Source organism: Alphaproteobacteria bacterium (genome assembly GCA_018063245.1).
Classification (GTDB): domain Bacteria; phylum Pseudomonadota; class Alphaproteobacteria; order JAGPBS01; family JAGPBS01; genus JAGPBS01.
In genome coordinates this window covers 1-12,513 of sequence record JAGPBS010000060.1, presented here as the reverse complement: position 1 = coordinate 12,513, position 12,513 = coordinate 1, and the positions used below count along the sequence as shown (strand labels likewise).

13 protein-coding genes are annotated in these 12,513 nt (G+C 38.3%); 8 read left to right on the top strand and 5 right to left on the bottom strand.

Going from position 1 to position 12,513, the window contains the following annotated elements; genetic code table 11:
* Positions 1 to 109 precede the first annotated feature (109 nt).
* From KBF71_08070 to KBF71_08060, 3 genes are all read right to left on the bottom strand, one after another.
* Positions 110 to 1,957 carry a leucine-rich repeat domain-containing protein gene (locus KBF71_08070; GenBank protein ID MBP9878270.1) on the bottom strand — a complete coding sequence of 616 codons (1,848 nt, stop codon included), beginning with the start codon at positions 1,955 to 1,957 and terminating at the stop codon, positions 110 to 112.
* 149 nt (positions 1,958 to 2,106) lie between these two features.
* Positions 2,107 to 2,400 carry a hypothetical protein gene (locus KBF71_08065; GenBank protein ID MBP9878269.1) on the bottom strand — a complete coding sequence of 98 codons (294 nt, stop codon included), beginning with the start codon at positions 2,398 to 2,400 and terminating at the stop codon, positions 2,107 to 2,109.
* Between the two features lie 2 nt (positions 2,401 to 2,402).
* Complete coding sequence (locus tag KBF71_08060; GenBank protein MBP9878268.1) at positions 2,403 to 3,713, bottom strand: hypothetical protein; 1,311 nt, start codon at positions 3,711 to 3,713, stop codon at positions 2,403 to 2,405.
* A 140-nt stretch (positions 3,714 to 3,853) separates the two neighbouring features.
* On the opposite strand from KBF71_08060, the gene ubiE reads away from it, so the two are divergent.
* The 3 genes from ubiE to dut are packed head-to-tail and all read left to right on the top strand — an operon-like array spanning position 3,854 to position 6,600.
* Complete coding sequence (ubiE, locus tag KBF71_08055) at positions 3,854 to 4,621, top strand: bifunctional demethylmenaquinone methyltransferase/2-methoxy-6-polyprenyl-1,4-benzoquinol methylase UbiE (GenBank protein ID MBP9878267.1); 768 nt, start codon at positions 3,854 to 3,856, stop codon at positions 4,619 to 4,621.
* Positions 4,622 to 4,625: 4 nt separating this feature from the next.
* A complete protein-coding gene (locus tag KBF71_08050) occupies positions 4,626 to 6,086 on the top strand; it encodes a 2-polyprenylphenol 6-hydroxylase (protein ID MBP9878266.1) in 1,461 nt (486 codons plus the stop codon).
* A gap of 46 nt (positions 6,087 to 6,132) precedes the next feature.
* A complete protein-coding gene (gene dut, locus KBF71_08045) occupies positions 6,133 to 6,600 on the top strand; it encodes a dUTP diphosphatase (protein ID MBP9878265.1) in 468 nt (155 codons plus the stop codon).
* A gap of 225 nt (positions 6,601 to 6,825) precedes the next feature.
* Here dut and lptB read toward each other — a convergent pair whose 3' ends face one another.
* Entirely contained in the window at positions 6,826 to 7,608 is a 783-nt protein-coding gene (gene lptB, locus KBF71_08040) for an LPS export ABC transporter ATP-binding protein (GenBank protein MBP9878264.1), read from the bottom strand.
* A 198-nt stretch (positions 7,609 to 7,806) separates the two neighbouring features.
* Here lptB and KBF71_08035 point away from each other — a divergent pair, with 198 nt between their 5' ends.
* The 5 genes from KBF71_08035 (at position 7,807) to KBF71_08015 (ending at position 12,268) form a co-directional block, all read left to right on the top strand.
* The gene (locus KBF71_08035; protein MBP9878263.1) at positions 7,807 to 8,685 is read left to right on the top strand and encodes a LysR family transcriptional regulator; all 879 of its coding nucleotides are present in this window, start codon (positions 7,807 to 7,809) and stop codon (positions 8,683 to 8,685) included.
* 383 nt (positions 8,686 to 9,068) lie between these two features.
* Positions 9,069 to 9,494, top strand: a complete 426-nt coding sequence (locus tag KBF71_08030; GenBank protein ID MBP9878262.1) for a hypothetical protein — start codon at positions 9,069 to 9,071, stop codon at positions 9,492 to 9,494.
* 96 nt (positions 9,495 to 9,590) lie between these two features.
* Positions 9,591 to 10,487 carry an EamA family transporter gene (locus KBF71_08025; GenBank protein ID MBP9878261.1) on the top strand — a complete coding sequence of 299 codons (897 nt, stop codon included), beginning with the start codon at positions 9,591 to 9,593 and terminating at the stop codon, positions 10,485 to 10,487.
* Positions 10,484 to 11,389: a LysR family transcriptional regulator gene (locus tag KBF71_08020; protein ID MBP9878260.1), complete on the top strand. Its 906-nt coding sequence runs from the start codon at positions 10,484 to 10,486 to the stop codon at positions 11,387 to 11,389. The genes KBF71_08025 and KBF71_08020 overlap by 4 nt, the downstream gene beginning before the upstream one ends.
* 438 nt (positions 11,390 to 11,827) lie before the next feature.
* Positions 11,828 to 12,268, top strand: a complete 441-nt coding sequence (locus KBF71_08015; GenBank protein ID MBP9878259.1) for a hypothetical protein — start codon at positions 11,828 to 11,830, stop codon at positions 12,266 to 12,268.
* 136 nt (positions 12,269 to 12,404) lie between these two features.
* Here KBF71_08015 and KBF71_08010 read toward each other — a convergent pair.
* Positions 12,405 to 12,513: transposase (locus KBF71_08010; protein ID MBP9878258.1), on the bottom strand; the 109-nt coding region annotated here is incomplete at its 5' end.

Sequence of the window (12,513 nt, the reverse complement as noted above, 5' to 3'; positions counted from 1 at the left end):
GTTCTTGGTGTTAAATGATGAAAGGTTTGTTTTGGCAGTTTTGGTAAAAGGGTTAAAAATGCAGGTATGACTCTTTGAGTATTCTTTATAAATGTCATTCTGTATCTCTTTATTGTGCGGTTTGCTTTTGATCTGCAGTTTGTTTAGGAATGCTGCTATAGCTAAGATAATACTGTCCTGTACCCTCATCATGGAATGTTTTGAGACGTAGGAGGAGTTGCTTTTGCTCATCGCTCAATGTTTCCCATTGACCTTTTGCAGGGAACCCATGGAGATTGAGTGTTGTCCTTTTCCAAGGGTCACTTTCTAGTCTTTTTGCCATCTCAAGGGGGAGGGAATCTAGATGATTATCTGCTAGATTTAGCTCTGATAAGCGTAAGTTTATAATTGATGCTGGCACTGTTTTAAGACTGTTATTCTCAAGGTGTAGCCTATATAAATTCCTTAGATTGCCGATTTCTTGAGGGAGCACGGTGAGCTGATTATTTCCCAAGTAAAGGAAAACAAGTTCTGTCATATTGCCTATAGTGGCAGGGAGCGACGTCAGTTTGTTAGAGCTGAGATTAAGCTCACCTATTTCTTGAAGCTTTCCAATATCTTCTGGTAAGGAGGTAATTTTGTTATGGCTCAGAATGAGATCTGTCAATTGAGTCAATTTGAAAATTTCGGCAGGGATTTCAGCAATTTGATTACGAGATAAATTGAGGTATTTCAAATCATTGAGGTTTCCGATGGCAGGGGGGATTTGGGTGATTTGATTCTCGTTCATTTTTAGATTTGCGAGGTTTGGCAGACTGAGAATGGAGTCTGGAACCTGCGAGAATTTATTATCTGAAAGGCTGATCTCTTCTAGCTCGTTTAAGTCTTTGAACGTCTCTGGAAGCGTGGAAAGTTGGTTGTGACTTAGTCCTAAATCTCTTAATTTTGAGAAAGAGCCTATTCCTTCTGGCAAAAGAGTTAATTTATTACCCCATAGTTCCAAAGTTTCGAGCTCGGTGAGTTTACCAAACGATTCTGGCAGCCTTGTCAGTTTGTTGCATGATAGGTATAACTTTTTTAGCTGGGTTAGATTGCCAATATCATCTGGGAGAGACTCAAGTTGATTATCCTTTAAATCTAAGTAGGTGAGGCCAGTGAGTTTTGTGATAACAGACGGAAGATCTTCTAGTCCTGTTTGATACATGGATAATTTTCGTAAGGATTTTAATTGGGCTAAACTATCCGGGAAGTTTGATATGCGGGAATAAGATAAGAAAAGTTCTTCAAGATCCTTTAGATAGCCAATTTCAGGTGGTATGCAGGGACCGTTAAGGCTAATCTTTTTTCCGAAATCATCTGATAGTGATGGTTTGTTTGCAACTTGAAGGATATGGTGTCGAGCATTTCTATAAGCCCTGAAAGAGTCATCAAGAGGTATCGTCGCTTTTATTGTGCTTTTTTCAAAGTCAATGACGTGCTTTGCAAAGCTCTCTTCATCAGGAAAATAATCTCTTGAAAGAGTTTCTTTGATTTGATTAAGGGACAAATTGTCATAACTTTTTTGAATCTCTAAACAAATCATATGGGCGGTGAGAACTTGTCCTTCCATTTTTGTGACAGTTGTTTTTTCGAAAATTTCAGTCTCTGGTTGAGACGGTTGCGCAGTAGGTTCAGGTTGCACAGATTGATCTGGCATGAGAAACTGAGCAATTGGTGGCATCACTGTCATAACAGCAGAAAGTCCAATTAAAGCCCATACATATGCCATGTTATCTTTATCAGGGCCAAGATTTGGTGTCGTTGAAAAGGGCCTAACCGTTGGCGCAGCTACTCTTTGTTGCAAAGGCAAGAATGCAGCAGGAGCGCTCCGGAGTGGATTCGATTTTGCGTTCAAGCTATGGAAATGTTGCACAGGCGTTCTTGGGAGAAAGGTTTTGATAGGGGAAATGAGTCTGTTTGTATTTCTTATAAATGCCATTTTGTACCCTTCCAGTTTTGCGTGTTAACTCTCTGCTAACGATGAGAGTATTTATGCTCTAAAAGAAAAAGGAAGTCAATACTGTTTATGAAGATATTATATTTTTTATAAATATTTGAATTTAAATGATAAGTTTAAAGCAAAAAAGATTATTGCTCAAAAAAGTAGGAGATAATACTTTGTGTTACGTAGATGTATCCTAGTCCACCAAGGGTTCCAAGCAGGGTTGTAGACACATCTGGCGCAGAAGATTCTTTTTGTTCATTCTCTGGCTTTGTTGAGAAAGGACGAAGCGAGACTGATCGTTGAATGAGGAATGTTGTGGGTTTTGTTAGCTCGTGAAAAAGACGTGGTTTTGCATGATGCACAAATCTGAATTGAGTTGTTTGCGTAAAAGTCGGAAGAGCCTTTGTGATAGTCTGAGAGGCTTTTAAAAATGACATTTTTAGCATCCAATCATATCAGAGGGTGAAGGAAGCCTCTTAAGCGTGACGAACACTTGGGGGATTTCTTTCAGGAGATCTTGAGGGATGTTTGACAATGGATTATGAGCAAGATCCAGACGTTTAAGGCCCACCTGTCCAAGCGTTACTGGTTCAATCTGAATTTTCTGAATCCGGTTCGCATCTAAGTTGATGTAGCGCAATTGAGGATTAGCGGAACGGGTAATATGATAAGATGAAAGACGATTACAGGAGAGATCAAGTGTTTGAAGCTTGAAGAAAGCCTTGTGTGTGAGAAATTGTTCAAGTGAATTGTAGCTGAGGTTTAGATGAAGAAGGTTTTGAAACAGTTTTAAGCCACTCGTTCCGCCGCTATAAGAAACGGTGTCGTAAAAAGCACTTGGAAGCTCGGCGATTTTATTATGGCTGAGTACCAAATTTGTGAGAGGAAGTGCGAATAATGCTGGAGGAATAGCTGTAAAATCATTGTGACTGATGTCTAAGCTCTTTAAAGTGTTGAGGCCAGAAAATGTGTTAGGAAGATTTGTTAAGTTGTTGTTTTGTAAATCTAGAAAGAGAAGGTTAGGGCAGTGATTTAAAAAGGAGCCGAGCGAAGAAAGGCGATTGTGACCCAGATATACTGTGCAGAGAGAGGGGAAGAACAATCTGCTAGAATCATCTAAAATGGAAGGAAAAGTACCTAGAGCATTTTCATCCAGAGAAAGCGTATCCAGTTTTTTGAGCAATGTAATTTCTGGAGGGAGCATTGTGAGATGTGAATTTTTATATACAAAGCAGGTCGTTGACTGTGTCTGTATCATTTTTGCTCTGCAGTCAGCATAGGCTTTTACAGCCAGAATTAAGTCTTCACCTTTTGTTTTATGGGGCTCTAGTGAGGCAAAAAATTGAGTCAGGTGTTCTGAAAACTCGAGATCGGTTTTAAAAAAATCTTTAGAAAGGGATTTTTTCAAAACCTGAGCACTTGCAGGTTGTCCCCCAATTCCTTGATTGAAGGCCTCAAAAGTGACCAAGATATGTCTTAAAATCTTTTTGCCCTCTGTTAATAAACTAGGGATGAAGGCTGGTGGTGAAATAAGATCCAGCTCATCTTCATTTAATTTTATTCCATAAGGCCTGACGGTTGTTTGTGATGGCTGACAGCTGCGTGTGAGCAGGGGACGCACTGTTGGAATTGAAGGTGTCTCAGAACGCAAACGAGGGAGTGAAGGGCATGTTGATATGGGTCTGAATTGAAATGACTTAGGTAAAAAAGGTGAGAATTGGCGAATGGATTTTGTCATTTGAAAAGTCATTTATTGATCCTTATTATTGAGATGATGAATTTTTACCATAATATATTAATCACGGAAAAAAGATTTAAGTCAATATTGTTTTTGCTCTGTGTTTTGTGAAGTTTGGTGTAAAGTGAATTTATCAAGAAATAGGACCCGTTATGGTGCAGAGTAATCCCTCAGAAAAACAAGAAGACAACCATTGGTTTGGTTTTGAAAAGGTCTCAGCCGCTGAAAAAACAGCGCGCGTGAAAGGCGTCTTCAATAATGTTGCAAAAAAATATGATCTGATGAATGACATTATGTCTTTGGGTATCCATCGGCTCTGGAAAAATAACCTGATGAATCAGATGCGCGCTAAAGCCGGCGACATTCTGTTGGATGTGGCAGGGGGGACAGGCGATATTGGGTTCCGGTTTATTCGTGATTACCCTGATACAAAAGTGATTTTCTGTGATTTGAATGAAAATATGTTGAAGGTTGGGCGCGATCGTGCTTACGATGAAGGCATTCTAAATGGTGTCGAATGGGTTGTTGGCAATGCTGAATCGATTCCCCTGCCATCAAACTCAGTTGATTTTTATACGATTGCCTTTGGGTTTCGGAATGTAACACACCGTGAAGCAGCTTTGAAAGAGGCTTTGCGTGTTTTAAAACCAGGTGGTCGCTTTTTCTGTCTTGAATTTAGTCATCTTTCGTTACCTGTTCTTCAAAAGCTGTATGATCAATATTCATTCCATTTACTGCCTTTAATGGGAAAAATTTTTGCCAGCGATGCTGAGTCATACCAATATTTGGCTGAAAGCATTAGGCAATTTCCGCGTGCAGATGAATTGAAAAAATTAATTGAAGGGGCTGGGTTTTATTCAGTATCATACGAACTTCATATGCAAGGGATTGCAGCTCTCCATAAAGGCTGGAAGGTTTAAGAAGATGGCATTTTTTCGTTTCATATATAAAAGTTTGATTCTGCTACGCGCACTGATTCGCCATCGCTATTTGTTTTCAGAAAATCAGTCACAGAAAACAAAAGAACTCTGCGGCCTTTTGTACGATTTGGGTCCGTTCTACGTCAAGCTTGGGCAAATTTTGTCAACAAGACCAGATTTGATCGGGGAAGATTTGGCTCATATATTGAGTGATCTGCAAGATCGATTGCCTGCTTTTTCAGGTGAAGTGGCGAGAGCGATAATTGAGAGAGAGCTGAAACAGCCTTTAGCAGATATCTTTCCGGTTTTTCAGAAAGAGGCGATTGCGGCAGCCTCAGTTGCACAAGTGCACCTTGCGGAAGATGCAGCGGGTCACAAATTTGCCATTAAAGTTTTAAGGCCTGAGATTGAAAAGCGTTTTGCTGAAGATGTTCGATTCTTGAGAATTCTCTCGAAAATAGGATTGTTTATAAAGCCTGCTTTCAAGCGTTTTAAGCCTTTAGAGACGTTAGATCTTGTACAGGATATGATTCGTGTTGAGACAAATTTGTTGATGGAAGCCTCGGCCTTGTCAGAATTTGGGGAAAATTTTAAAGATGGATCCTTATATAAAATTCCAGCTGTTCATTGGGATTTAACCTCTCAGCGCGTTTTGACAATTGATTATGTTGAGGGCATTTCGATTGACGAAGTTGATGAATTGCGCGCCAGAGGTATTGACACAGCTGATGTTTTAAAGAGACTTTCAGTTGGCTTCTTTAGGCAGATTTTTGAATTTGGCTTTTTCCATGCAGATCTGCATCCAGGGAACATATTGATTGGATCAAAAGGGGAAATTTATCTGATTGATTTTGGGATTATGGGGCGAATTGACTCAAAGACCCTTGCTTTTTTAGCCGATGTTTTGATTGGTTTTTTGACAAGAGATTATGCCAAAGTGGCCAAAGCTCATTTTAAAAGTCAGATTGTTTCACCTCTCTATTCAGAAGATCTTTTTATGCAAGCCATTCGGTCAATTGGCGAGACGGTTCATCAGCGGTCTTTAAAAGAGATTTCGATTGCAAAATTATTAGCTCAGCTTTTTCAGATTACGAAAGAATTCCAAATGGAAGTGCAACCAGAACTTCTCTTGCTGCAAAAAACCTTACTGATCCTTGAAGCGACTAGCCGGAAGTTAGATCCAAAGGCAAATATTTGGGCAGATGCATCGGGTGAGATTAAAAAGTCATTGATGCAACATTCGAAATTGAAAAACCGTGCCAAACGTCATCTTCAAGAAATTGGAGATTTCATCACCGTTTTGCCGCAACTCGCAGATAAGGTGACAACGACGCTTCAACGATTTGAGGATGAGAATCAAATGTTAATTCATCAAAAAAAATCACGCCCTTTTCTAAAGTACGCAGGCCTTAGCGCTTTCTCACTCGCCAGCGGCTACTTTTTAGCTCTTTATTTTTCAACATAAGTTAAGTTTAATGTGGTAACATAAACTTATGGATAAGGAGATAGCTATGTCGAACCAAACAATCACCGTTGAGATTAAAAGATTAGAAAATGCACAAGATTTGCCATTGCCGACTTATGGCAGTGATCAAGCGGCAGGCCTTGATTTACATGCAGCGAATGAAGAAGATATTGTTCTTAAGAATGGTGAAAGAACGCTCGTTCCGACAGGATATGCGATTGCCTTACCTATAGGTCATGAAGCGCAGGTTCGTCCTCGTTCAGGTCTTGCTATTAAAAATGGATTGTTGGTTTTGAATTCACCAGGGACAATCGATAGTGATTACAGAGGCGAAATTAAAATTATTCTGGCGAATTTCGGTGGCGAGTCTTTTACCATCACACGCGGTATGCGGATTGCGCAAATGGTTGTGACAAAACATGATCGGATTACCTGGGCAGAAGTCACAGATCTTTCCGATAGCGCACGTGGTGCTGGTGGTTTTGGATCGACAGGGATTAGAGCGACAGGTTAATCATCTCAATTTGCCTTTGAGATGATATTTTAAGTTCTCCATTTTTGTTATGCTGAACTGACCGTAGGTCATCCTGAACTTGTGTGTCTCTCTCTTGTCACACCTGTGACCTGTCGCTCCGAAGCCTTGGCGTAAGGGGAAGGCAGGAATGATAAAAGAAAAGACATGACTTTGTGAGAGGCTCAAGATTTACGATACTTGTGTGCTATATTTTGAGAAGCAGTATCACATCTCAAAGCGTTCGCCGAGATAGACTCTGCGGACGTTTGCATCTTTGATGATCTCTTTGGGCCTGCCTTCTTTGAGGATGAGGCCATCATGGAGGATATAAGCTCGATCAACGATTTCAAGGGTGTCTCTGACATTGTGATCGGTGATTAAAACGCCGATGCCTTTGTCGCGCAAGTGTGAGACAAGAGAGCGAATTTCGCCAACGGCAATAGGATCGATCCCGGCAAGAGGCTCATCAAGAAGGATGAAAGACGGGTTTGAGGCAAGGGCTCGTGCAATTTCGAGTCTACGTCTTTCGCCTCCGGACAAAGCGATTGAAGGTGTTTGACGCAAGTGTAAGATGCCGAATTCTGTCATGAGTTCGGTTAGGCGCGCTTCGATTTCATCTTTTTCATCAGAGATGAGTTGAAGAATCGCTCTGATATTGTCTTCAACATTCAGACCCCTGAAGATGGATGATTCTTGGGGCAAGTAGCCAATGCCCATGCGTGCTCTGCGATACATGGGGAAATGAGTGATGTTTTCACCATCAAGGAAGATATTTCCTTTATCGGGTTGAATGAGGCCGGTGATGATATAGAAGCAAGTGGTTTTACCTGCGCCGTTTGGGCCAAGAAGGCCGACAGCTTCACCACGTTTGACATGAACGCTGACATCGTTGAGAACAGGCCTTTTTTTGTAAGACTTGCCGAGATGTTGGACAATAAGACCTTCTGACTCATGATCAATATGAGTTTCTTTTGATTTTTTGGTGTTTTTTGAGTCGGTTGAAGCCATTTATCTCTCTCATCTGCCAGTGATAAAAAGATACTATATCACAGAAAAGAGCGAATCATGAGCAAAAAGTGATAGAGGTAGGGTTAGAGGTTGTATTTTGGTTTTTGTATGTTTTCCAATACTTTTAGTGAAATTATATGGAATAAAATTATGATTTGTGTTAATCTTTTTATATAGGCCTTTAAAAAAGTAGGTAATATGAGTTTACAGCTTGAGCATATACGATCATTTTACCATACAGTTAGGCTGGGGTCTATGAAAAGTGCAGCAAAGCATATCGGGATCAGTCTATCAGCAGTTAGTAATTATGTTGGTATTCTCGAAAAACAAATGAATGGCCCTTTGATGATCCGGAATAAAAGTGGAATTCGCTTAACGCCTGAAGGTGTTAAATTATTTCAAGCTGTCAAGGAAGGTATTTCTTCCCTAGAAGAAGTTGGTAAAAATTTTATCTTGGATGATCAACAGACTTACAATTCAGATATTATATTAAATACTTGGACAGGCGTTGCATCATATATTGTTACTAAAAATCTATCTGATTTTTTCAAGACACATAGCAATGTAAGGCTGCATATTAAATGCCACAGTATTGATATTCCTTATGATGAATGGGTCGGAGATGTTGCAATATCTCCATTTCTTGTAAACAGAAAAGATCTATTCCAAAAAAAGATTTTTAGAATTGAATATGGTCTTTATGCATCGCATGCATATGTTGAAAAATATGGTTTACCGAAAAAACCTGAAGAGTTGGATCATCATCATCTGGTGTCAACAACTAGAAATGATACTGTTATCTCAGATCAAGTAGATTGGCATCTAAAGCTTGATACAGATCAGATCAGAAAGCCAGTGTTAAGTGTAGATTCGTCAATCGCTGTTTTTCAAGCAATTAGAGATGGTTGTGGCATTGGAATTGTTCCAAATTTTTTTCTGGAGGCGTATAATGCTCGATTGGTTCCAGTTTTACCAGACATCGAAATTCCTCACATTGATTATTATTTCATAATGCCTTTGCATAATAAAAATATGAGCTTATACAACACGTTATTGAACCATTTTTTAGAAATTTAGTCTGAAAATTGCTAAATAACGATCCATATATGTAAATTATAAAAAAAAATTTTCACACATGAATTAAAAATGATGCTATATTAAAAATAGAGGGATGTATAGTATCTGTTGTATTTCAAAAAATACAGCTCGAGATTTATAAGATGGTGTTGGTTCCAGCCTGGCCATCATTGATCTCTGAAGCGTGAGATTATCATGGATGCTATATGTTCAGTCTATGACTCCAGAGTCGCGATTCCAGTCGTAGGGCTATCTTCTGATGAAGGTGGCCCTATTTAATACCAGGCGCGATCCAAACGGATTTAATCTGATGCCGGGTACTATTGAATATTTTTAAAATGATGAGATGCTATGGCATTTCAAAAGAACAAATGGAGTCTATCATGAGATCTATTGATCCGCAGAACACAGAACAGCACAACAAATCACCCATTTACTTTGATGGATCTGTAAAACGAAATGTGACTTTGTGTGGCGAAATAATCAGTCACATGTATATTGAATTTAATGGCCGTAAGGGTGATAATTCATTTCCGAAGCGGGTATCTTTTAAGCTTCATGCACCGGCATATTTTCGAACGGATCGTGGTTCTTTTAAAAGAGAAGAGTTTCATACTGTTGAAGTCCTTGGTCCTCTTTGTTTTGAATTTCTCGATGAAGAAAAATTTAAACAGGGTAAAACGGTGTGGCTCACAGGAACGCATGTGTTTGAGAATCTCGTTCTCACAGAGAATGGTAAATCATTCGCCTATTCAAATCTGGTGCTTGAAAATGAAAATGACTCAGTGCAGTTTCTGGAAGTGTATTAAATATTTAGTTTTCAATATCATTTTTTGGATGAAAATATCCTTGAACAAAATGAAAAAAAAACATAAGGTGAATGACAATTCTAAGGAGTGATATAATTGTCAAAACATACTCAACTGCTATTATTAGCGACTTTTATTGCAGGCGCATCCTGGATACTTATTCCTTCTCAGATTGTATCTGTTCCATATTCTCTTTCAATAGGTTATAGATTTATATTGGCGGGATCCGTTTTACTGCTCTATTGCTTTCGTACAAAATTATTGAGAAAATTGCCGATTAAATTACATTGTTTTCTTTTTTTCCAAGGGATATGTATGTATTGCATACCTCATTCGCTAAATTACAATGCATCAAGCTATATCCCTACAGGAGTGATTTCATTGTTGCTTGGGTTTACGATTGTTCCAAATACGATTTTAGGATCGATTTTTTCGAGTGATCATATAACGAAATCTTTCTTAAAAGGAGCTACAATTAGTATCCTTGGTATCGTTCTTATTCTTTATAATGACCTTAATAAATTAACACAAGACATTCTAACAGTTATTGGATTTTCTCTTGTTTTAGGGAGTACTTTTTCTACATCTGTTGGGACAATTCTTTCTAAGAAAATTTTACAAGGACCGTCTTATTCTCTTTTTTTCATCAATGGAATTGCGATGCTTTATGGAGGGGCTGTGAGTGTTGTATTTTATTTGCTAAAGGGCGGTTCGTTGGTTTTTGATTTTTCTTATGGGTTTGTTCTTCCTTTTTTATATCTATCAGTCATTGTTACGCCTCTTGTTTTTGGTATCTATTTGAAACTTGCAAAAGAAGTAAATGCTGCATTTGCAGGATATATATGGTTATTTATGCCAGTCGTAGCATTAAATATCTCTATTGTTTTTGAAGACTTTAAATGGACTATATACTCAATTTTGGGAACAATATTTGTTATTTTTGGAAGCTATGTCAGTTCTCAGAAAGCATCTAAAAATAAGGAGAAAACATGAGCTTTGATTTGAATAAATTGAGGACCTTTTATACGGTCGTGAGATGCGGCGGGCTTACCAAATCTCAAGACTTGTTAGGCATAAAAGTTTCATCTATTAGTAGTCAAATATCACTTTTGGAAAAAGAAATTGGTAGTACTCTTCTAACAAGTAGTAAATCAGGTGTAAGGCTAACTCAAACTGGGGAGAAGTTATATAGTCTTTTGAAATCAAACTTACCAAACCTTGAAAGAATACAAGAGATTATAGGGTCAAATGATAAGGATTTAACGGGAACATTAAAAATTTCAACTTGGATGGGTGTTGGTGTATATCTGATTTCAGAATGTATTATGGATTTTATGAAAAAAAATCCGAAGCTCACGGTTGCGTTATTGGGGGATAATTCTGAGATTGACTTTAATGCTTATGAATATGATGCGGCAATAAGAGAATATATTCCTAACAGAGAAGATCTGATACAAACAGAACTTGTTTCTTATTCTCACAAATTGTATGCAAGTAAAGGTTACATTGAAAAATATGGAATGCCAAAGAAAATAGGGGATCTCGATCAGCATAAATTGATTTCCACGTCCATTACTCCACTTGGAAAATTTCAGTTAGTCGATTGGCATTTGACTGCAGGAAAAGAAAAAGGTCAGCATAGGCAGCCATATATTGTTATTAATTCTACTGCAGGCGTGGAAAAGTTTATCAAAGAAGATTTAGGTATAGGTACATTGGCCCCTTTCTATGATTCTGTAGTGACACATGGTCTTGTGGAGCTCTTCCCTGAATATGAGAAGCCAAAATTAACTTTTTATTTTATATATCAAAAATCAATGGGTGATTTCGAAAAAATAAGATCATTTGAAGCATATTTGGTGCAAAAGATTCACAAGCAAAACATTGAATTCTAATATTTTATGGTTTTATTTTTGATTTTTTCGAATGTATGTTATTTTTTTTCGTTGACATCGAATAAATATTCGTATAGTATAAAAATATAGAGCATGCATTATATTTATGCTGAAAATGTCAAATGAGTGATTTGAATATAGAGTTTCTCAGGTTTTTGAAATAATCAGCTTGAATGGTATTTTGTGTTCAAGATCATAATGGCGTTGGTTCCAGCTTGGCCATCATTGATCTCTGAAGCGTGAGATTATCATGGATGCTATATGTTCAGTCTATGACTCCAGAGTCGCGATTCCAGTCGTAGGGCTATCTTCTGATGAAGGTGGCCCTATTTAATACCAGGCGCGATCCAAACGGATTTAATCTGATGCCGGGTACTATTGAATATTTTTAAAATGATGAGATGCTATGGCATTTCAAAAGAACAAATGGAGTCTATCATGAGATCTATTGATCCGCAGAACACAGAACAGCACAACAAATCACCCATTTACTTTGATGGATCTGTAAAACGAAATGTGACTTTGTGTGGCGAAATAATCAGTCACATGTATATTGAATTTAATGGCCGTAAGGGTGATAATTCATTTCCGAAGCGGGTATCTTTTAAGCTTCATGCACCGGCATATTTTCGAACGGATCGTGGTTCTTTTAAAAGAGAAGAGTTTCATACTGTTGAAGTCCTTGGTCCTCTTTGTTTTGAATTTCTCGATGAAGAAAAATTTAAACAGGGTAAAACGGTGTGGCTCACAGGAACGCATGTGTTTGAGAATCTCGTTCTCACAGAGAATGGTAAATCATTTGCCTATTCAAATCTTGTGCTTGAAAATGAAAATGATTCAGTTTCTTTCTCAGATGAGTTTCCTGAGATGAATCATTGATATAATAGAAAAGAAAAAATGTCATTGCGAGAAGGCCGTAGGCCGACGCGGCAATCTCATTGCTTTCAGAGAGGAGATCGCCACGTCGCTAGCGCTCCTCGCGATGATGAGCACTTATATTAGGTAGTGTCGACATTCACTTTAGCCACAAATAAATAGCAGATAGAAGAACAAAAGCCATATAAGAGACCGCCAATTTGTCATATCGCGTTGCTACTCTTCTGAAATGCTTCATTTTATTAAAC

Bases quoted from the DNA above. Each gene is read 5' to 3' on its own strand.
- KBF71_08035 (MBP9878263.1), top strand. From the start codon at position 7,807: ATGAGTTTACAGCTTGAGCATATACGATCATTTTACCATACAGTTAGG.
- KBF71_08050 (MBP9878266.1), top strand. From the start codon at position 4,626: ATGGCATTTTTTCGTTTCATATATAAAAGTTTGATTCTGCTACGCGCA.
- dut (MBP9878265.1), top strand. From the start codon at position 6,133: ATGTCGAACCAAACAATCACCGTTGAGATTAAAAGATTAGAAAATGCA.
- KBF71_08020 (MBP9878260.1), top strand. From the start codon at position 10,484: ATGAGCTTTGATTTGAATAAATTGAGGACCTTTTATACGGTCGTGAGA.
- KBF71_08030 (MBP9878262.1), top strand. From the start codon at position 9,069: ATGAGATCTATTGATCCGCAGAACACAGAACAGCACAACAAATCACCC.
- ubiE (MBP9878267.1), top strand. From the start codon at position 3,854: ATGGTGCAGAGTAATCCCTCAGAAAAACAAGAAGACAACCATTGGTTT.
- KBF71_08070 (MBP9878270.1), bottom strand. From the start codon at position 1,957: ATGGCATTTATAAGAAATACAAACAGACTCATTTCCCCTATCAAAACC.
- KBF71_08060 (MBP9878268.1), bottom strand. From the start codon at position 3,713: ATGACTTTTCAAATGACAAAATCCATTCGCCAATTCTCACCTTTTTTA.
- KBF71_08065 (MBP9878269.1), bottom strand. From the start codon at position 2,400: ATGTCATTTTTAAAAGCCTCTCAGACTATCACAAAGGCTCTTCCGACT.
- lptB (MBP9878264.1), bottom strand. From the start codon at position 7,608: ATGGCTTCAACCGACTCAAAAAACACCAAAAAATCAAAAGAAACTCAT.
- KBF71_08015 (MBP9878259.1), top strand. From the start codon at position 11,828: ATGAGATCTATTGATCCGCAGAACACAGAACAGCACAACAAATCACCC.